22 protein-coding genes and 1 other annotated feature are annotated in these 20,891 nt (G+C 42.0%); of the genes, 1 reads left to right on the top strand and 21 read right to left on the bottom strand.

The genetic code is table 11. From position 1 onward, the window contains the following. Positions 1-20: 20 nt before the first annotated feature. Entirely contained in the window at positions 21-944 is a 924-nt protein-coding gene (locus tag YYK_RS03810; RefSeq protein ID WP_011922329.1) for a polysaccharide deacetylase family protein, read from the top strand. A gap of 56 nt (positions 945-1,000) precedes the next feature. Here the strand turns inward: YYK_RS03810 and YYK_RS03805 are convergent, their stop codons facing one another. From YYK_RS03805 to thiI, 21 genes are all read right to left on the bottom strand, one after another. Next, positions 1,001-2,770: an ABC transporter ATP-binding protein gene (locus YYK_RS03805; RefSeq protein ID WP_012028081.1), complete on the bottom strand. Its 1,770-nt coding sequence runs from the start codon at positions 2,768-2,770 to the stop codon at positions 1,001-1,003. Between the two features lie 8 nt (positions 2,771-2,778). Further along, the gene (locus tag YYK_RS03800) at positions 2,779-4,515 is read right to left on the bottom strand and encodes an ABC transporter ATP-binding protein (protein WP_012775079.1); all 1,737 of its coding nucleotides are present in this window, start codon (positions 4,513-4,515) and stop codon (positions 2,779-2,781) included. Positions 4,516-4,590: 75 nt separating this feature from the next. Beyond that, positions 4,591-4,833, bottom strand: coding sequence for a KH domain-containing protein (locus tag YYK_RS03795; protein ID WP_012028079.1), 243 nt, complete (start codon positions 4,831-4,833; stop codon positions 4,591-4,593). Positions 4,834-4,854: 21 nt separating this feature from the next. Further along, entirely contained in the window at positions 4,855-5,127 is a 273-nt protein-coding gene (rpsP, locus tag YYK_RS03790) for a 30S ribosomal protein S16 (protein WP_002940682.1), read from the bottom strand. A 123-nt stretch (positions 5,128-5,250) separates the two neighbouring features. Next, positions 5,251-5,559, bottom strand: a complete 309-nt coding sequence (locus tag YYK_RS03785; protein WP_014635963.1) for a DUF4298 domain-containing protein — start codon at positions 5,557-5,559, stop codon at positions 5,251-5,253. Beyond that, positions 5,559-6,206, bottom strand: a complete 648-nt coding sequence (gene pcp / locus YYK_RS03780) for a pyroglutamyl-peptidase I (protein ID WP_002940685.1) — start codon at positions 6,204-6,206, stop codon at positions 5,559-5,561. Before pcp ends, YYK_RS03785 begins: the two co-directional genes overlap by 1 nt. Then, a complete protein-coding gene (locus YYK_RS03775) occupies positions 6,203-6,958 on the bottom strand; it encodes a class I SAM-dependent methyltransferase (RefSeq protein WP_012775077.1) in 756 nt (251 codons plus the stop codon). Before YYK_RS03775 ends, pcp begins: the two co-directional genes overlap by 4 nt. Positions 6,959-7,021: 63 nt before the next feature. Continuing rightward, entirely contained in the window at positions 7,022-10,201 is a 3,180-nt protein-coding gene (gene carB / locus YYK_RS03770) for a carbamoyl-phosphate synthase large subunit (RefSeq protein ID WP_012775076.1), read from the bottom strand. 359 nt (positions 10,202-10,560) lie between these two features. Further along, positions 10,561-11,640, bottom strand: coding sequence for a carbamoyl phosphate synthase small subunit (locus YYK_RS03765; RefSeq protein ID WP_002939138.1), 1,080 nt, complete (start codon positions 11,638-11,640; stop codon positions 10,561-10,563). A gap of 247 nt (positions 11,641-11,887) precedes the next feature. After that, positions 11,888-12,811, bottom strand: a complete 924-nt coding sequence (locus YYK_RS03760) for an aspartate carbamoyltransferase catalytic subunit (RefSeq protein ID WP_011922319.1) — start codon at positions 12,809-12,811, stop codon at positions 11,888-11,890. A gap of 55 nt (positions 12,812-12,866) precedes the next feature. After that, positions 12,867-13,388: a bifunctional pyr operon transcriptional regulator/uracil phosphoribosyltransferase PyrR gene (pyrR, locus tag YYK_RS03755; RefSeq protein ID WP_011922318.1), complete on the bottom strand. Its 522-nt coding sequence runs from the start codon at positions 13,386-13,388 to the stop codon at positions 12,867-12,869. A gap of 198 nt (positions 13,389-13,586) precedes the next feature. Further along, on the bottom strand, positions 13,587-14,234 hold the full coding sequence (locus tag YYK_RS03750) for a Pr6Pr family membrane protein (RefSeq protein ID WP_012775075.1): 648 nt from the start codon (positions 14,232-14,234) through the stop codon (positions 13,587-13,589). Between the two features lie 47 nt (positions 14,235-14,281). Further along, entirely contained in the window at positions 14,282-14,620 is a 339-nt protein-coding gene (locus YYK_RS03745; protein ID WP_012775074.1) for a zinc ribbon domain-containing protein YjdM, read from the bottom strand. Positions 14,621-14,700: 80 nt separating this feature from the next. Continuing rightward, entirely contained in the window at positions 14,701-15,594 is an 894-nt protein-coding gene (locus YYK_RS03740; RefSeq protein WP_002939451.1) for an RluA family pseudouridine synthase, read from the bottom strand. Next, positions 15,578-16,042 (bottom strand): signal peptidase II, encoded by a 465-nt coding sequence (lspA, locus tag YYK_RS03735; RefSeq protein WP_012775073.1) that lies wholly within the window; start codon positions 16,040-16,042, stop codon positions 15,578-15,580. The genes YYK_RS03740 and lspA overlap by 17 nt, the downstream gene beginning before the upstream one ends. Next, the gene (locus YYK_RS03730) at positions 16,035-16,949 is read right to left on the bottom strand and encodes a LysR family transcriptional regulator (protein WP_011922313.1); all 915 of its coding nucleotides are present in this window, start codon (positions 16,947-16,949) and stop codon (positions 16,035-16,037) included. The genes lspA and YYK_RS03730 overlap by 8 nt, the downstream gene beginning before the upstream one ends. 82 nt (positions 16,950-17,031) lie before the next feature. Continuing rightward, a complete protein-coding gene (locus YYK_RS03725; protein ID WP_014635961.1) occupies positions 17,032-17,172 on the bottom strand; it encodes a hypothetical protein in 141 nt (46 codons plus the stop codon). Positions 17,173-17,381: 209 nt separating this feature from the next. Next, positions 17,382-17,675 carry a 50S ribosomal protein L27 gene (gene rpmA, locus YYK_RS03720; RefSeq protein ID WP_009909754.1) on the bottom strand — a complete coding sequence of 98 codons (294 nt, stop codon included), beginning with the start codon at positions 17,673-17,675 and terminating at the stop codon, positions 17,382-17,384. A 46-nt stretch (positions 17,676-17,721) separates the two neighbouring features. Continuing rightward, entirely contained in the window at positions 17,722-18,036 is a 315-nt protein-coding gene (gene rplU / locus YYK_RS03715) for a 50S ribosomal protein L21 (protein WP_002941330.1), read from the bottom strand. Between the two features lie 35 nt (positions 18,037-18,071). After that, positions 18,072-18,160: a sequence feature (ribosomal protein L21 leader region), on the bottom strand. 66 nt (positions 18,161-18,226) lie between these two features. Next, entirely contained in the window at positions 18,227-19,555 is a 1,329-nt protein-coding gene (gene brnQ / locus YYK_RS03710; RefSeq protein WP_032498871.1) for a branched-chain amino acid transport system II carrier protein, read from the bottom strand. 118 nt (positions 19,556-19,673) lie between these two features. Beyond that, the gene (gene thiI, locus YYK_RS03705; protein WP_011922307.1) at positions 19,674-20,891 is read right to left on the bottom strand and encodes a tRNA uracil 4-sulfurtransferase ThiI; all 1,218 of its coding nucleotides are present in this window, start codon (positions 20,889-20,891) and stop codon (positions 19,674-19,676) included.

Here is a 20,891-nt window from a genome sequence, read left to right as displayed (position 1 = left end):
ATGATTATGGAGATAAGATAATGAAACATTCAAGAAGAGCCCGTCGAAGCCGCACACAAAAGAAACAACTTGTGCCAATGCTACTTGGCATCGCATTATTAGTAGTGACTCTACTATCTATTTTTCTAATCTTTCTAAAACAGCCATCTAAGCAACAAAGTGATTCCAAAGCTTCAACGGTAGAGACAACAACCACTTCAAGTGTTATAACTTCAGAAAGTAGTGAAGTACAAACAGAAATCATTTGGGAACAACAAACTGAACCTATCAAACTTCCAATCCTCATGTATCATGCCATTCACGTAATGGCTCCTGAGGAAGAAGCTAATGCGAATCTTATCGTAGATCCAACGACTTTCGAAAGTCATCTAAAAGCATTGCAAGATGCAGGTTACTATACTTTATCACCTGAAGAGGCTTATAAGGTATTGACAGAAAATGTCCTTCCTGCTGGCAAAAAGGTTGTCTGGCTAACCTTTGACGATAGCCTCTGGGATTTTTATAGTTATGCCTACCCATTGCTTAAGCAATATCAAATGAAAGCAACCAACAATGTCATTACAGGATTTACTGAATATGGACAAGCAGGGCACCTTACTCTTGATCAAATCAAGGAAATGCAGACCGCAGGGCTCTCCTTTCAAGGGCATACCGTCAACCACCCTGATTTAGAGTATAGTTCTATCGAGGATCAAACAAATGAACTTACTTCCTCTAAAGCCTATCTTGACAGCCAATTAAATCAGGAAACCATCGCTATCGCCTACCCTGGTGGACGATACTCAGCAGATACCGTAGCCTTAACTGAACAAGCTGGCTACAAACTTGGTGTGACTACTAACAACGGCTTGGCTTCTGCTAGTGACGGATTACTGACTCTCAATCGTGTCCGCATCCTCCCAACCACTACCGCTGAGGGACTATTATCCGAAATTTCCTATTAATTTTCACAAACATGTATATGAGAAAACTCCCTGTCACTGACAAGGGAGTTCGTTTTTTATTTGGATTCACTAAACTGGCTTTGATAAAGATTATAATAGAAACCTTTGTCTGCCAAAAGACTTTCATGGTTACCTTGTTCGATAATCTGTCCATCTTTCAAGACCAAAATCTTATCAGCTTCCTGAATGGTAGATAAGCGATGAGCGATGACGAAACTTGTCCGCCCTTTCATCAACCGTTTCATGGCCTTTTGAATCAAGAGTTCCAAACGGGTATCAACTGAAGAAGTCGCTTCGTCAAGAATCAGAATAGCAGGATCCGCCAACAAGGCACGTGCAATGGTCAAAAGCTGTTTCTGACCTTGGGAAATATTGCTGGATTCCTGGTTCATTTCCATATTATAACCGCCAGGCAGGGTACGGATAAAGTGGTCAACGTTGGCAGCTTTAGCAGCCTCCACAATTTCCTCATCCGTCGCATCCAGACGTCCAAAACGTAGGTTTTCCTTGATGGTCCCTTCATAGAGCCAAGCATCCTGCAAGACCATACCAAATTGACTACGGTAGGATTGACGTGAAAGATTTTGAATATCCTGCCCATCTACCTTGATAGCACCTGATGTGACATCATAGAAACGCATGAGCAAGTTGATAAGGGTTGTCTTACCTGCCCCTGTTGGACCAACGATAGCAACCATTTCACCTGGCTTAACATCAAGATTAAAGTTACGGATAAGCGGCTTGTCTTCTGAATAGCCAAATTCGACCTGTTCAAAGCTGACTTGTCCGGTCAAACCAGCTGTCAACTCCAGCGCATTGGCGTCTTCTTCATCAAGCTCATCTAGGACTGAAAAGATGCGTTCAAGGGAAGATTTGGCAGACTGTAACTGTGGTGCCAACTGGGTCAAGGTTTGGACTGGCTGAGAAATCTGCCAGACGTATTGGACGAAGGCCTGCATATTACCCACCGTCAATGTACCTGCAAGAACTTTCAATCCAGATAGCAGGGCGACGACAACATAGGCGATATTTGAGAAGCCGTGTACCAGGGGCATGAGCAAACCAGACATGAAACTAGCCTTGAAACCAACTTCCTGCAAATCTGCGGTAATCTGGCGAAACTCTTCTGTAGAAATTTCTTCACGGCCGTAGAGTTTGAGAACGTTAAAACCAGTCAGATTTTCTTGGACAAAGCCGTTCAAACGACCTAGGGCATCAGCCTGCTGCTTGAAATATGGCTGGGATTTGCCCATGACAAACTTAGAACCAAAATAAGTCACTGGAACCAAGGTTACGACTACAAGTGCTAGGGATACATCCAACCAGAAACACATGAAAATGGCTAGAGAGAGGGTCAGAACGGCATTGACTAGCTGGAGAAAACTTTGTTGCAGGGCGTTTGAAACAGTCTCCACATCGCTTGTAAAACGTCCGAGTAAATCACCATACTGGTGCTTATCAAAGTAAGAAACAGGAATTTTGTTAATTTTGTGACTCAAATCCTGACGTAGTTCCTTAGTTGCTCCCTGCACTGCCTTGGTCATAAAATAGTTAGAACCGTAGGCACCGATTTCATATAGAAGGGCGCGAAGGGCATAGATGGCAAGCATGATGGCAATGTAGGAATAGTTAATCTGCGCTCCTTCTACTCCATTAGCAATATCCAACAGATTCTTGGTCAATTCTGTAATGATAAGCCCCAGTACAAAGGGCTCCAAGGCATTCATAACTGCACTGATGGTCTTTAGAAAAACAGCTAAAAATACAGAAGATTTGTAACGACGCAAATAGTCCCAAACACGGGTAAATACTGATCTATTCTTCATAATTCCTCCTATTCTTCTGTTAACGATTGACGGTTAAGCTGAGAATTGGCGATTTCTCGATAAATCTCATTGCTTTCCATCAATTCATTGTGGGTGCCGCGGCCAACGATTTCACCTTCGTTCAGCACGATAATCTGGTCAGCATCCATAATGGTTCCGACACGTTGGGCCACAATTAGCACCGTCGCATTTTCCGTCACTTCCTTCAAACGACTCCTCAAAATCGCATCCGTCTTATAATCCAAGGCTGAGAAAGAATCATCAAAAATGTAAATATCCGGCTGTTTGACAATAGCACGTGCAATGGACAAACGTTGCTTTTGCCCGCCTGACAGGTTGCTTCCACCTTCTGCTAGATGGGTGTCGAATTTTTCTTCCTTACTCTCGATAAACTCCTTAGCCTGAGCCACATCCGTCGCATCATGAAGTTCTGCAAGACTAGCATCCATCTTACCGTACTTTAAGTTTTCCGCGATAGTTCCGGTAAATAGCAGAGCTTTCTGCGGAATAAAGCCAATCTTGCTGCGGAGTGCCTTTAGATTGTAGCGTCTGACATCCACACCGTCCACCAAGATACGACCAAGTGTCACATCATAGAAACGTGGAATCAAGTTGACCAAGGAAGACTTACCAGAACCTGTTGAACCAATAAAGGCAATCGTTTCACCAGGCTTAGCTTTGAAGGAAATATTGTGCAGCACAGGCGATTCCGTTTCACCAGGGTAGGCAAAAGTTACATTTTCAAATTCCAAATAACCACGAGTATCTGTTTCAGTTATGCCGTCTTCATTCTTAGAAATGGAAATGGGCATGTCCAAGACTTCCTGAATCCGTTGGCTCGATACCGACATACGTGGATACATGTTAAACAAGTTAGCAAAGAGCAAGAAAGAGAAAAGCGCGTGGAAACTATATTCGATAAAGGCTACCAAATCACCGATTTGCAGACTACCTGTTTTCAAGGGATCCAAAGCAAACCAGACAATGGCCACAATCATAGCAATGATAATCTGGACAAAGAGAGGCTCTGTCAATCCAGTCAGATTAAAGAGCTTTTTGGAAATATCGGTATATTCCTCATTGACCGACTCAAAGCGCTCCTCTTGAAACTCCTCACGAGTAAAGGCACGAATGACACGTAAGCCCATGAGATTTTCACGAACATATTGGTTGATCGTATCCAAACGTTTTTGTTGTTTTTCAGAGAGAGGACGAGTTTTTGTTGCCACATAGAAAATAACAAAAACTAGAAACGGCATGGCTACTGCTACTGTCCAGGCTAAGCTCGGACTGGTTACCAAGGTCATGATGACAGAAGCAATCATCATCAAGGGGGTAATAATACCTAGTTTTAAGACCATTTCAGAGAATTGCATGAGAACAAAAGCATCATTTGTCATACGAGCAACTAGAGAAGAAACACCAATCTGCTCATATTCATGATGAGAATAGTCCTGAATTTTCTCATACAGATCATTTCGAATATCCTTGACGATATTTGTAGTTAACTTTCCAGCTGCATAGGCAAGTGTCACTCGACCAACAATCCCGAGCAGGACAATCAATCCCATCATCCCCGCCCAGAAATAGAGCTGACTAACATCGTTCTTTGTAATTCCTTGGTCAATCATCCTAGCCAAAAAAGTCGGCAAGCCTAAGTTTACCACTACAAATAAGAAGGCCCCCAACAAGTCTAAGGCAATCCACTTAGGATATTTTTTCAAATAGGTCCAAATCAGATTCATCATTTCTTCCTTTCTATATGTTAAAAAGGGGCTAGGCCCCTTTGTCAACGTTAAAAGCCACCAAACGGTGACTTTCTATTCTTTCTCGTCGATCACTAAACGAACTTTTTTATCACTTGTTGGAACAGAATAGACAATCGTTCTGATTGCAGAAATTGTGCGTCCTTTTCTACCAATGATACGTCCAATATCAGATTGATCCAAATCCAAATGATATTCCAAGAATTCAGGTGTATCAACAATTTTTATTGTCAAGCTATCAGGCTGTGAAATCAAAGGTTTCACAATCGCAATAATGAGATTTTCAATCATGTCCATAAGTGTTCTCGCTTACTGTTCTTACTTAGAGAATTTTTGTTCGTGGAATTTCTTCAATACGCCAGCGTTTGAAAGAAGGCTACGAACTGTATCAGATGGTTGTGCACCTTTTGCCAACCACTCAAGTACACGCTCTTCTTTAAGAGTTACTGAGTTTTCAGCCAAAAGTGGGTTGTAAGTACCAACAGTTTCGATGAAACGACCATCACGTGGTGCACGTGAGTCTGCAACGTTGATACGGTAGAAAGGTTTCTTTTTAGAACCCATACGAGTCAAACGGATTTTTACTGCCATTTTTAAATGTTCTCTTTTCTTTGTATTTTTATTCGGTGAAATAGCAGAGCTATTTAGCACATGTTCTATTATACCACACTTTAACAGGGTGTCAAGAAAAAAACTTGACAGGTTTTAAAAAATTTATTGTTCGAGCATATCTGCTAGTTCTCTCAGTTGACTTGCTAGATTTGTACGGTCAAACAGTAAATTATAGACTCCATCTTCACTCAATACTCCGCAAGGAATACCATTGAAATAACCCTTATTAGATAAATCAAGATCTTCCATATAGGTCTGGCTCTGGTAATAATCTAATAACTGTAAATAAGTCGATTGTTCCTGGTTGAGTTGTGCCATACTATCGGAAAGGGACTGGTTCAGCTCTAGCTGTCTGTTAAATATTTTTTCCATTTCCTCTACACGTTTTCTTGCTTCCATAATATTTTTCATCAGTGTGTACTGCCACCACCCTTTTTAATATCCTCTTTATCCCTATATTCAACAATCGCTCCTATAGCTACTTCAACTCCTCTTACAATATCGTTCAAAGACATGGAAGCCAGTCCTGGTTTGTCGACAACCTGCTCTGGCAAGAAGGGAATATGGAGAAAGCCTGCCTTAGTCTTTGGAAATTGTTTCTCCGCCAAGTAAAGAGCTTGATACATGAGATGGTTGCAGACAAAGGTCCCAGCAGTATTAGAAACAGAAGCTGGAAGCCCAATCCTATGAATAGCTTCAACCATTGCTTTGATGGGTAAGGTGGAGAAATAAGCAGGCTGACCATCTTCTCGAATCGTTCTATCAATCGGCTGTTGCCCCTCATTGTCTGGAATGCGTGCATCATCTTGGTTAATGGCTATACGCTCAGGAGTTAAATCAACTCGCCCACCAGCCTGACCAATACATAGTACCGCATCAGGTAAATGTTCTGCCATTTTCTCCTCTAAAACATCCGCAGCCTTGTCAAAAACAGTCGGAATCTCTACAAGAATAATCTCTGCACCAGCAATGGTCTTAGGTAGAGATTTGATTGTTTCCAAGGCTGGGTTAATAGGCTCGCCGCCAAAGGGATCAAAGCCTGTTACGATGATTTTCATACTTCCTCCTCCAAAATAATTTCTCCGTAGTGAAATTTTTGATTGGGTCTGACATGACGTTTAAAGCCAAATTCTTCAAAGACCTGATCTCGAAAATGAGCCTTTATTATCAATTTCTTCCTAGCTACTCGTTTAGCCTCAGATACAATTTCCTCCGTTAAACGGCTTCTGTCAGCCAAAGTAGACAAGCCAGAAAGATTTTGTGATTCCTTGATTTCTTCTGAAAACATGGGATCAAAGTAAATGACATCAACAGACTTATCTATTTGCCCTTTCAAATAAGTCAAACTATCTGTCCAAATTGTCTGAATAGATTTCATGGCTCGATTGACCTCTTGCAGCCCACTATCAAAATCCTGTAAACCTCGACTCACAATAAAGTGCACTAGCTTAGAACTTTCCAAGGCTGTCACCCGATGACCGGCACTTGCTAACACAATGCTATCAGATCCCAAGCCCATAGTACAGTCTATTATTGATTGTTTTTCTTTTCCAAGTAATTCTAAAAGCGGATCTCTTCCAGACTTAATCCGCAACATGGCAGTATCTGGGTGGAAAAATAAAACCTGCCCACCCCTCTGCTCTAGTATCAATTTATCCTTATAAAGAACCAAGACAGCCTCGTAGGTACCTAACATTTTTCCAACCGACTGCTTCTTTCTTTCCTTGTATTCAATTCCCAGTTCACTGGCAATCCGTCTAGCCCTATAGACCAGCCCCTCATCCATCCCAAGACTAGTTGTTACAATCATTTTCATACTCTTCAGTATATCAAAAAATCAGGACGAATTCAAAGCTCATCCTGATAGTATCTTCTATATAGCCTGTGTCATGAAGCTACGACTCTCCAGCACTTTGACCATAGCTTCTGCTGTATCGAGGGCCGTAAAGAGCGGAATTCCTCCTTCAATAGCAGAGCTTCGAATGACTTGACCGTCACCATCTGCCACCCGTTTTTTACCAACCGTATTGATAATAGCCTGAACCTTACCTGCCCGAACAAGACTAGGAATATCTGGACAGGAATCATCGCCTAATTTACCAACAGTTGTTACAGCAAGTCCATTTTCTGTTAGAAAGGTGGCTGTTCCTGCCGTGGCCAGTAGGCCATAACCAAGTTCATAGAAACGTTGAGCCAGACCAAGCACTTCTTCCTTGTCTTCATCCGCAATGGTAAAGACAACGTTGCCAAACTCAGCCAGGTGCTGATAACTTGCCTCGAAAGCCTTATAAAGCGCTTTTTCCAGTGTCAAGTCTGACCCCATAATCTCACCGGTTGACTTCATCTCTGGTCCTAACAAACTGTCAACTTTAGCTAGTTTCGTGAACGAGAAGACCGGTGCCTTGACGTGCACTTGGTTGCTCTCAGGATAAAGACCGTCTTGGTAGCCAAGTTCCGCAAGGCTTTGTCCCAAAATCAATTTGGTTGCAACCTGAGCCATTGGAATGTCTGTGACTTTGGACAAGAATGGAACCGTACGACTGGCACGAGGATTGACCTCAATCACATAGACCGTTTCATCCTTGATGATAAACTGGATATTCATCATACCGATACAGTTGAGACCGATTGCCAAGCGTTTGGTGTAGTCTGCAATGGTCGCCTGCACTTCTTTGGACAAGGTTTGTGGCGGATAAACGGCCATCGAGTCACCTGAGTGAACCCCAGCGCGCTCGATATGCTCCATAATACCCGGAATCAAGACATCCTTACCATCTGAAATAGCATCCACTTCACACTCACGACCGACGATGTAAGAATCCACCAAAACTGGGTGCTCTGGCGAAGCCTTGACCGCAGTTCTCATATAAGAACGTAAGTCCTCTTCATTTTCGACAATCTCCATAGCACGACCGCCCAAAACATATGATGGACGAACAAGTACCGGGAAACCAATTTTGCGGGCCGCTTCAAGAGCTTCCTCTTCGTTGGTTGCGGTTTGGCCTGGTGGCTGTGGAATCCCTAGGTCTTTCAGGGCTTTTTCAAATAAATCCCTGTCTTCAGCTCTATCCAAATCCGCCACCTGTGTCCCCAAGATTGGAATGCCTGCTTTGGCCAATGGCTCTGCCAAATTGATAGCCGTCTGGCCACCGAACTGAACGATAACCCCTTTTGGTTTCTCAAGGTCGATCACATTCAAAACATCTTCCAAGGTCAACGGCTCGAAATAAAGCTTGTCCGAAACCGAAAACTCAGTTGACACAGTTTCAGGGTTTGAGTTCATAATAATGGCCTCGTAGCCAGCTGCCTGAATGGCCTTGACAGAATGTACCGTCGCATAGTCAAACTCCACACCCTGTCCGATACGAATTGGACCAGAACCCAGCACCAAAACAGATTCTTTCTCCGAACGGATGGACTCATTTTCCCACTCATAAGTTGAATAGAAATAAGGTGTAGCACTTTCAAACTCAGCCGCACAAGTATCTACCATCTTGTAAACGGGGACAATCTTGTGTTCTGTCCGCAGTTGACGAATGTAGGATTCTGTCCGTCCCCAGAGTTCCGCAATCTTGCGGTCTGCAAAACCGTATTTCTTGGCTTTTTTCAATAAATCAATATTATCAAAATTCGTTGCCAATTCCTGCTCGATTTCTAAGATATGAAGCAGCTTATCAAGGAAGAAAAGATCAATCTTCGTCAATTGAGCCAGTTCTTCTACGGTATAGCCACGTCGAAGGGCTTCTGAAAGATAGAAGAGTCGATCATCCTGTGCCTTGACAATCTTTTCAACCAATTGGTCATCTGTCACTTGGCTGAGTTCTGGCATTTCATTGTGGTAAACACCGATTTCTAAAGAACGGCAGGCCTTGAGCAGACTTTCTTCGATATTACGCCCAATGGCCATGACCTCCCCAGTTGCCTTCATCTGCGTTCCAAGGCGGCGTTCCCCTTTTTCAAACTTATCAAATGGGAAACGTGGAATTTTTGCCACAACGTAGTCAAGAGCTGGTTCAAACATGGCATAGGTTGTTCCTGTAACAGGGTTCACCATTTCATCCAAGGTCAAGCCAACCGCAATTTTTGCTGCCAATTTGGCAATAGGATAACCTGTCGCTTTGGATGCCAAGGCAGACGAACGGGACACACGTGGGTTTACTTCAATGACATAATATTTGAAACTATGTGGATCCAATGCCAACTGCACATTACAGCCACCTTCGATTTTGAGGGCGCGAATAATGCTGAGACTGGCATCACGCAACATCTGGTTTTCAATATCCGAAAGCGTCTGCGTTGGGGCAAATACGATAGAATCTCCTGTATGAATTCCCACAGGGTCAAAGTTTTCCATGTTACATACGACCAAGGCATTGTCAGCCGCATCCCGCATCACTTCGTATTCAATTTCTTTGAAACCAGCAATGGAACGCTCAATCAAACACTGAGTCACTGGTGACAATTTTAGACCATTTTCTGCTATTTCACGTAGTTCTTCTTCATTGGCACACATACCACCGCCAGTACCACCCAGCGTGAAGGCTGGTCGAACAATGACAGGATAACCAATTTCAGCAGCAAATTCCAAAGCCTCATCAACTGTTGTCACAATCGTTGACTCAGGAATAGGCTGATTGAGATCTTCCATGAGTTGTTTGAAGAGGTCGCGGTCCTCTGCCTGATCAATTGCAGACAGTTTAGTTCCCAACAACTCAACTCCAAGCTCATCTAAAATACCAGCCTTAGACAATTCCATGGCCATGTTGAGACCAGTCTGACCACCAAGAGTTGGCAAGAAAGCATCTGGACGCTCCTTCCGTAAAATCCGTGTGACAAATTCAAGCGTAATTGGCTCAATATAAACCTTGTCTGCTATTTCCTTGTCTGTCATAATGGTCGCAGGGTTTGAATTGACCAAGACCACACTGTAACCTTCTTCCTTCAAGGCTAAACAAGCCTGAGTCCCAGCATAATCAAACTCCGCAGCCTGACCAATCACAATCGGACCAGACCCAATCACCATTATTTTCTTAATATCCGTACGTTTTGGCATAATGTATGATACAAAGCCCGTTAAGAGGACAAAGCGAAAATAGGAAACACGACGCTGATGCTTCAAGCATCAAGACGACGTTTATCTTTTTCGCACAGTCCTTAGGGCGTGTTCGAATATGAAAATCAAATCTTATTCGAACCTGTACCTTCTCCTTTCTATTCGTCGCCTCTCTGAGCGACATTAAATAAGATAAGTCCGACGTTTAGAATCTCAATTCGATAATAATTGAAATTCTAAACTAGTGTCAGAGTTAGCAAAGGTCCCATTGGACTTTGCGTAGGAGGACACATGCGTTAGCATGAAGTCCGACTTGCTCTGACCGACGCAGTAAGGTTTAGCTCGATAGTAGTTAAGCCTTACTGCCCTTTTTTAAACGAATCCATCAATTCCATAAATTCGTCAAACAAATAGCTGGCATCATGTGGACCAGGTGCAGCATCTGGGTGGAATTGAACAGAGAAACCTGGATAGTACTTGTGGCGTACCCCTTCTACTGATTTGTCATTGATTTCTTCATGAGTAATCATTAAACATTCAGGTAAATCTTCACGAGCCACTGCATAACCGTGGTTCTGACTGGTAAAGTCCACTCGACCTGTCGCAATTTCACGAACAGCATGGTTGAAACCACGGTGACCAAACTTCATTTTATAAGTCGTTGCCCCATTTGCTTTAGCAAAGAGTTGGTGCCCCATACAGATACCAAAAATTGGAATTTTTCCGAGAATGCCCCGAATCATGTCCAAAGCTTCTGGAACATCATCTGGGTTACCAGGACCGTTTGAAAGCATGACACCGTCTGGATTGAGGGCAAGAATTTCTTCAGCAGTCGTATCATAAGGGACAACTGTCACATTGCAATCACGCTTGGCTAACTCTCTAAGAATAGAATGTTTCAATCCAAAATCAACCAAAACAACACTACGTCCAACTCCAGGTGCAGGATAGGCTGTTTTTGTCGATACTTGCTGGATGTTGTTGGTTGGCAAAACAGTCGCTCTCAACTGGTCTGTCAAATGCTCAACGGAATCACCAACATTTGCCAATGTCGCCTTCATGGTCCCGTGCTGACGAATAATTTTAGTTAGGGCGCGTGTGTCAATTCCAGAAATTGCTGGAATTTTCTTAGCCTTTAAAAATTCATCCAAAGTCATCTGGTTACGCCAATTACTTGCTCGACGAGCCCACTCGCTAACAACCACTCCCTTACAAGTCGGTTTGATCGACTCGAAATCATCACGGTTAATCCCGTAATTTCCTACCAAGGGATAGGTAAAGGTTAAAATCTGACCATTATAAGACTGGTCCGTGATGGATTCCTGATAACCTGTCATCCCAGTTGAGAAAACCAACTCACCAGTCACATCAATATCAGCACCGAAGGCCTCCCCCTCAAAAATAGTGCCATTTTCCAAAATTAAACGTCTTTTTGACATAATCTATGATACAAAGCCCGTTAAAAGGACAAAGTGAAAATAGGAAATTCGGCGCCGACGCTATAGGCGTCAAGTCGATATTTATCTTTTTCACACAGTCCTTAGGGCGTGTTCGAATATAAAAATCAAATCTTACTCGAACCTGTACCTTCTCCTTTCTATTCGTCGCCTCTCTGGGCGACATTAAATAAGATAAGTCTAACAAATTTCTAACTGCTCAGTTCTAAGATACCTGAACAGCTTACTTTTAAGCCTTGCCATTGACAATTGCTTCCAAAATCGCCATCCGGACAAATACACCATTCTGCATTTGACGGACAATACGTGATTTGGGTGCTTCAACTAGAGAATCATCAATCTCAACATCGCGGTTAACAGGGGCAGGATGCATAACAATTGCAGTATCTTTCAAGCGTTTGTAGCGCTCCTCTGTTAAACCATGCAAACGGTTATAAGTTTCTTTAGAAAAACCACCATCACCATCATGACGCTCGTGTTGCACACGGAGCAACATCAGTACATCTACCGTTTCCACAATATCATCAATATTCAAATGCTGACCATAGACGTCAAATTCCTCTGCGTACCATTCCTCCGGTCCAGCAAAGAAAATCTCAGCTCCCAGACGCTTCAAAATTTGCATATTGGACTTAGCAACCCGTGAGTGTGTAATATCACCTGCAATGGCAATCTTCAAGCCGTCAAAAGTTCCAAATTCTTCATAAATAGTCATCAAATCAAGTAGGGATTGGCTTGGGTGTTGACCTGAACCATCACCACCATTGACAATTGAAGTCTGAATGGTAGGACTATCAATCAATTGCTTGTAATAATCCACTTCCGAGTGACGAATCACGCAGATGTCTACCCCAAGTGCCGACATGGTCAAAATGGTATCACACAAGGTTTCACCCTTATTGACTGAGCTGGTACGAGCATCAAAGTCAATCATTCCCATATCCAAACGAAGCTCTGCCATTTCAAAAGACTTATGCGTCCGAGTTGAATCCTCAAAGAAAAGGTTAGAAGCATAGTACTTCCGATCTAACTCTACCTTTTCACCGCGTTTAAAAGCAATACCACGTTGAATGAGTCCCAATACTTCTTCATTTGAGAGGGTCTCCATTGTAACCAAGTGTTTGAGTGAAACTTTACCATTTGTAATTGTCATGATGATACCTACCTTTATGATCTAGATGTAGAATGAGAATTTGTAAACGAAGCGACTATGCACCTTCAACCAGAAGAACAGCGTCTTGACCATCGATTTCAGCCATGTGCACAATGATTTCTTCAGAACGGCTAGTTGGGATATTCTTCCCAACATAATCTGCTCGAATAGGCAACTCCCTGTGTCCACGATCCACAAGTACCGCTAAACTAACACGAGCTGGACGGCCCAAGGACACTATGTTGTCAATAGCAGCACGAATAGTTCGTCCTGTATAAAGCACATCATCTACTAATATAACATCACGATCGTTGACATTGGCAGTCATATTTGTCGTATCATCTTCTACCTTCATGTCATCTCGAAACGGTTTGGTATCCAACTCACCCAACGGAACGTCGATACCCTCTAATTGCTTAAGTCTCTCCTGAATCCTCTTTGCAATGAAAACACCCCGTGTTTTAATCCCTGCAAGGACAATATTATCCAAATTCTTATTCCGTTCGATAATTTCATAAGTGATGCGGGTGATTGCCCGTTTCATAGTCATATCGTCAACGATTTCTTTTGTCTTCATAAGACCTCCAAAAGTATAGAAAAAGTCTCCTTATACAAGGAGACTATGAAAATATAGGCTAGTTAGAACCAACCTGCTTAACATCCGACTCCTTGTCTGCCTCTCTGGACAGGTTTTAAAGGATTTATTAAGCAGAGTATAGCATAAAATCTCAGCCTTGACAATTTTTTTCTGAAAAAATATAGAAATTATCGGATTTTACTGAGAATTTTTTCCAAAAGACAATGAAGTCTTAAGGTTTATGGATTTTAGTCCCGCCAATAGAAAACCGCAGACTAGATAGGCGACAAAGATGACTCCAGCATAAGTCAAAACATAGGTCCAACCATACTTAGGGACATTGAGAAAGAAATAAGCAAAAGGACTGTCCTTAGCATCTGGGATTGGAATTTTTATGAAAAGACCATTCACTAGACCAAAAATCATGTAAAGAACAGGCAAAAGCGTCCACCAAATCGGGTCAAACCACTTGTACTGTTGCTGACGATCTACTATTAGGGTATCTAACAAAAAATATAAGGGAACAATATAATGGCAGAGTAGATTTTCAAGTCGCCAGAAATCGTCTGCCAAAGGTGCCAACATAAAGTGATAGACTACACAGGTAATCATGATAGACATGGTTACAGCAGCCTTTATCCGAAGAAAACGTGACGTCTGTAAATCCACACCCTTACTCATGGCATAGACCATATAGACAGCGAACAGAGATACTAATAAATTAGATTGTACCGTATAATACATGAGCATCCCGATACAATATTTAATGATTTCTAAGGCGGTACCTGTGATGGCTAAAATAGCTAACAGGCATCTACTGTAAAACAAAATACTTTGATGTTTCATAATATCCTTTCAAAAACAGGAAAAGACTGGTTAACCAGTCCTCTCTCTTAGATTTTCTTAACAAATTCAGATTTCAACTTCATGGCACCGAAACCATCGATTTTACAATCAATATTGTGATCACCTTCAACGATACGGATGCCTTTAACACGTGTACCTTGTTTAAGGTCCTTAGGCGCCCCTTTCACTTTCAAATCTTTGATAAGCGTCACAGTATCGCCGTCCGCCAAACGATTACCGTTAGCATCAATTGCAACAGGTCCACTTTCTTCCTCAGCTACATCTGCTGGGTTCCATTCGTATGCACACTCAGGGCAAACCAAGAGGGCACCGTCTTCATAGACATATTCAGAATTACATTTTGGACAATTTGGTAAAGTTTCCATTCTTACTCTCCTTAACATTTTTCATGTTCTAGTATAGCATTTGTTGAAAAAATGGGCAAGATGATAAGGTTTTCATACTATTATTCAGCCTTGCGCAGTTTTTCAAGTGCCTCCTGAAAAATAGCTGGCGCTTCTGCCGTAAATTCAACAACCTCACCAGTTCTCGGATGGGTAAATCCAAGCGTTCTGGCATGAAGAAATTGGCCATGCCCTTTTAGTGTTTTCCTTGGGCCGTAAGCTTCATCACCCGCAACCGGATGACCAATATAAGCCATGTGGACGCGAATTTGGTGAGTTCGTCCTGTTTCCAAGGTCAATTCCACCAAAGTGTAGTCACCAAAACGCTCCAGAACCTGAAAACGTGTCACCGCTTCTTTCCCTTTGGCAGTCACCGCTTGTTTCTTGCGGTCTTTTTCAGAACGACCAATCGGCGCCTCAATTACTCCGCGATCGTTTGGTAGATTGCCGTGTACAATGGCCCAATACTTACGAAGGGATTTCTTATCTTTCAATTCAGCAGCAAGCTTTGTATGGGCATCATCGTTTTTAGCAATCATGAGCAAGCCAGATGTATCCTTGTCAATCCGATGGACAATACCTGGTCGCAAGACACCATTGATGCCTGACAAATCTTTTACGTGATAAAGGAGAGCATTAACTAACGTTCCAGACGTGTGACCAGCCGACGGATGAACGACCATCCCTTGAGGTTTATTTACAACAGCAACATCCTCGTCCTGAAAGACAATCTCTAAAGGAATATCCTCAGCAACATAGTCGATTTCTTCTACTTCTGGAATTTGATAGGTTAGAACATCCCCAACCTGCACACTATATTTAGCTTTTTTAGGCTGTCCATTGACCAAAACCTGACCAGCCTTAATCTGCTCATTTGCAACCGAACGAGACAAATCCGTCAAATCTGACAATGCCTTATCCAAACGAATACCACCAACCTCAACTCTTACTTCCATTACTCTCTTCTTTCATAATACAAATAAATAAAATACCTACACCAACTGTCAGACAAACATCTGCTACATTAAATACAGGGAAACTAATAAAATCCAAGTGAAACATGTCCACCACATATCCCAATCTAAGACGATCAATAAAATTTCCAAGAGCACCAGCAATCATCAAAGACAGACTGAATAAAGTCCAGATATTGCCCTTAATCTGTTTGATATAGTACCACACTAGGCCTGTCACAGCAACAATTGTCATTATCGTGAAAAACCACTGCTGATTTTGTAAAATCGACCAGGCAGCACCATAATTTCTTAGATAAGCTAAGCTCATCAATCCTGGTATAAATTCCGTTACCGTATCTAATTCAATATTGGCAACTGTCCAAGCTTTTACAAACTGGTCCAAACCAATTAATACTACCATCAAAAATGGAAATCCAATTTTACGCATTTTCATCCTTCTTCTTATCAAAATATGCCTGCATGGTTTCAATAAAGTCTTTGGCACAAGAACTAAGTTCATCATTAGCTCGTTTAACGTAGACCATGCGATTGTCTACCTTTCCTTTGAGAGGAATTACGGTAATGCCATTGACACTCTCGTCATCAAGATAGCCCGAACCAGTTGCATAGGCATCCGTACGCTCCAAAATTCCATTCAAAGTAGCACGGTCTGTCACATCAAACACCACCGAGGAATCCGACGTATCAATCAAGTTCTCGGAATAATAAAGATAAGCCTCTTTTTCTTGAGTGAACCGTACGGTAGGTAGACCTACCAAATCTACTGGATCAATCTCAGCTTTCTTTGTCAAAGGATGATCTTCACGAAGGTAGATATGAGTCTGAAATGCAGACAAATCTACAGCTTGCAAGTGAAGTTTATCCAATTTCTGCATGATTCCTTTTGTATTTCTCTCGTTCAAATAAATAATACCAAGCTCGCTATAACCTTGAGCAACCTCATCTAAAATCTGTACTGTAGTAGATTCAAAAATGCGAAAATGAGGGTACTGCGGGTGGCTACGAGAGAACTCCGTAATCAATGGGGGAAGAAAATCATAATGCTGACTTGAAATTGAAAAAGTCTTCTCACCTTCCTCAGGTTGCAAATAGAGATGCTCAAACTGATCAAATCCCTTAACTAAAGCCTGAGCTTTCTCATAGAATTCCATCCCTTTTTGTGTCAAAAAAGTTCCTGAACTAGTTCGGCTAAAAATTTGAAAACCTAACTCTTTTTCCAAATCACGAATGGAAATGGACAAACTAGGCTGGGACACATACATTTTCTCAGCCGCCTCTCGAAATGTACCACTGTTTGCAATGGCTACAACGTAGCGTAATTGTTGAATATTCATACCTGATACCTCTTAAAACTGCTTCTACCATTATATCAAAAAAAGCAAGAATTTGCTGAACTCTTGCGTTTTCGCAAATAGACTAGCCCGTCCTGTTCTTCAAAACTAATTTCTTGTATAACTTCCAGGTTCCCAATTTCTCTTCTTCAACTGCAATTTGAAAGGCTTTGGAATTTCTGTTCGCCAAATCATCAATGACTAATTTTACTAAGTTGGAACCCATACCACTTCCTCTGAACATTTCATCTACTACTGAACGTAGAACTTATAGGCAGCGCAACAGTGCAGATGGCAAAATATTTTTATCCTATAGAGAAGATATTGCCGTCTTAAATCACTTCTATCGTACACTTTTAAAAATAGCAAAATCAAATTACAAAAAAGACTCTCCGAAAACAACTCGGAAAGCCTATTGTAAAGCCATTTTCAGACTTATTTTGCGATTGGATAAACAGATACTTGTTTCTTATCGCGACCTTTACGTTCGAAGCGTACAACGCCTTCTACTTTAGCGTAAAGAGTGTCATCTCCACCACGACCTACGTTAGCTCCTGGATAGATTTTTGTACCACGTTGGCGGTAAAGGATTGAACCACCTGATACAGTTTGGCCGTCAGCAGCTTTCGCACCAAGGCGTTTCGCTTGTGAGTCACGACCGTTTGACGTTGAACCTCCACCTTTTTTGTGGGCCATAAATTGCAAGTTAGCAAGATTCAAGTTTAACATATGTTATTCCTCCGAATTTCTGTAATGATTGCTTCAAGCTACGCGATTAAGCGTTGATAGCGTTGATAACAACTTTTGTGTAAGGTTGACGGTGACCTTGTTTGCGGTGGCTACCTTTTTTAGGTTTGTACTTGAAGGTAACAACTTTTTTCTGTTTACCTTGTTTTTCAACAGTACCAACAACAGTAGCGCCTGCTACGAGTGGAGTACCCACAACAGTTTTCTCACCACCAACAAGAACTACTTCTTCGAAAGTAACTTCTTGACCTGCTTCAACGTTCAATTTTTCAACGTAGATAGCTTGACCGACTTCAACTTTAACTTGTTTGCCGCCAGTTTTAATGATTGCATATGTGCTCATTATGCACCTCCTATGATTTTTGGGTCTTACCCGAATTTGATGTGAAGACTCGCCTAGTACCGTGGGACGAACCACTTACTCTACTCTCAACGAAAGAACGGCATTCGTGCGGTTGCACAGGATGTGTGCATAGTCAACAGTCCTATTATAACAAAAACACCTGCAAATGCAAGTGTTTTGTATCATTTTTTTACATTTCAAAAACTTCGCTCTCCTGCTTGTTTGGTAAGAATAGAGAGAGGACGATTCCGACAAGAGCTGGTAATAACCATGCTAATGATTGTCCTGCCAATGGCAGAGCTGAGATGATTTTTGAAACAGCAGTCCAGTTGAATTGTCCTGCTAACACTTCTACCAATGACAAAGCTGTCACAAGTCCCACAGTTAATTGCATACCATAAGTCGAAAGCGGTACAAATTTGTTAACAATGGTAATCAAGACAATACAGATAGTGATTGGATAGAGAACCAAAAGAACTGGAACAGAGAAGGTGATGATATTGTTCAAACCGAGGTTGGCAATCCCAAAGCCAATCAAGGTAAAGATAGTCGCATATACTTTGTAGCTAAAACGTGGGAAACGCTCAGCGAAAAATTCACCTGAAGAAACAATCAAGCCAGCCGTCGTCGTAAAGCAAGTAACGATAACCATAGCAGCTAAGAAAATTTGTGCACCTGGTCCAAAAATAGCCTGTGTTGCTTGCGAAAGAATGTAAACACCCTTGTTGGTATCGGAAGCCAAAACATCCGCAGGCACAGGAAAATGATTTCCTAAAAAAGCCAAACCAACATATAGAGCTGAGAATGCCAAGGCTACAACTAAGCCAACAGACCAAATAGTTGATACATATTCCCTTTTGCTTGAGAAACCAAGTTGTTTCAAGGTATTTACTGCTACGACACTAAAAGCAATAGAAGCAAGTGCGTCGAGTGTATTGTATCCCTCGATAAATCCTGTACCAAATGCCTGTCCTGCTGAGTAAGCTTCCGAAGCTGGTAACGGACTTGTTGATCCGTACTTAACAATACCAAGCACCACCAAAATCACAATCAAAATCGCAAAAACAGGGGTTAAAATACGTCCGATACTATTTAAGATTTGAGATGGATTGAGGGCAATCAGATAAGCTGCCACAAAGTATAGAGCTGTAAAGCCAAACAACCAAAGACCGAGATTCGCATCGCCCAATAATGGCGCAATACCAATTTCAAAGGACGTTGTAGCTGTACGCGGAATGGCAAAGAAAGGACCAATCGCCAAATACAAGGCAACAAGATAAATCGTTGCAAAAGTCGGTGAAATCTTGCGAGAAATCTCATGTACATAACCTTTGGGGTTCAATGTTCCGACAATCAGGGCAATGACTGCAATACCGACACCCGAAACGACAAATCCTAAAATAGCAGGCCAGAAATTCTCACCAGATAAGACACCAAGTGCAGGTGGGAAAATCAAGTTTCCTGCACCAAAAAACATACCAAACAGGAGTAATCCTGTTAGTGCTCCTTTTTTCATAATAACTCCTTTGTTTTTTTCTGAAGTCTTATTATATCATACAAATTCGATTTTTCCGAACGATTCGTATTAAAAAATCCAGCAATAGCTGGATTTAAATGTATGCCAAAACAATTGAATTCTACAGTAAGTCTTCAATTAAACTATCCACTTCGTCTTTCACTTCTTCTTTCGGTGTGATTTCAGTTACGATAATCCCAGCCACAGCTCGTTCCACCAAGCCTTCTACATCCATTCGAGCCTCGTATTGCTCGACATTTTTGATTTTAGGGTTAGTTTTTGGACGGTCAGGGGCAAAGATGGTACAGCAATCCTCAAATGGCTGGATGGAAATATCAAAGGTATCAATTTCTTGTGCAATATCAATGATTTCCAACTTGTCCATGGTAACGACTGGACGGATAACAGGTGTATTTGTCACCGCATTGATAGCCTGCATGGATTCCAGGGTCTGACTTGCCACTTGTCCTAGACTTTCACCATTGATAATAACCATGGCACCACGCTCTTCCCGTACTCGGTCTGTAATCCGCATCATGAAGCGACGTGTCAAGGTCATCAAATAAGCTTCAGGTGCCTTTTCCTTGATTTCTTCCTGAATTTCTGTAAACGGCACTTCAATAAAGGTGATATTACCACCAAAGGCAGTCAATTTGCGAGTCAAATCATGGGCTTTTTTAAGCGCACCCGGGCTAGTATAAGGCGGACTTGCAAAGTGCAGGGCTTCGATTTCAACCCCACGTTTCAGTGCTAAATAGCCCGCAACAGGCGAATCAATACCACCTGATAACATAAGCGTTCCTTTTCCAGATGTTCCAACTGGCAGACCGCCTGCCCCCTTGATTTCTTCATGAGAAATATAAGCAGCATCAGGACGGATTTCCACTCGCAAGGTAATATCTGGTGACTTCATCTGTACCTGTACATTTGGAATAGCTGTAAAAACCGCATCTCCAAGGACTTGGTTAAGGTCACGGCTGTCCAATTCAAAACTGTGATCACTACGACGCGCAGCAATCTTGAAGGTCATCCCTTCCTTGTAAATGGTCTGCATTATTTCCACAACCGCTTCTTTCAAAGCTGGAACAGACTTTTCAATCTTATAAGACGGTGCGAAATTTTGGATCCCAAAAATCTTCTTCAAAGAAGCTGAAACTTCCTGATAATCCGCCCCATTCAAATAGACATGACCACGGTCACGGTCAAAATAAACGGTCACTTCTGGGTAAACAGAAAGGACATGCTTGATATTATTGCGGAGTTTGTTGACAAACCGCATCTTGTTTTTCCCTTTAGTTGACAATTCGCCATAGCGAATCATAATTTCTGAATAGTTCAT

Source organism: Streptococcus suis S735, from assembly GCF_000294495.1.
GTDB classification, from domain to species: Bacteria; Bacillota; Bacilli; order Lactobacillales; family Streptococcaceae; genus Streptococcus; species Streptococcus suis.
The sequence above is the reverse complement of the archived record's forward strand: the minus strand, read 5'-3'. Positions and strand labels throughout refer to the sequence as shown.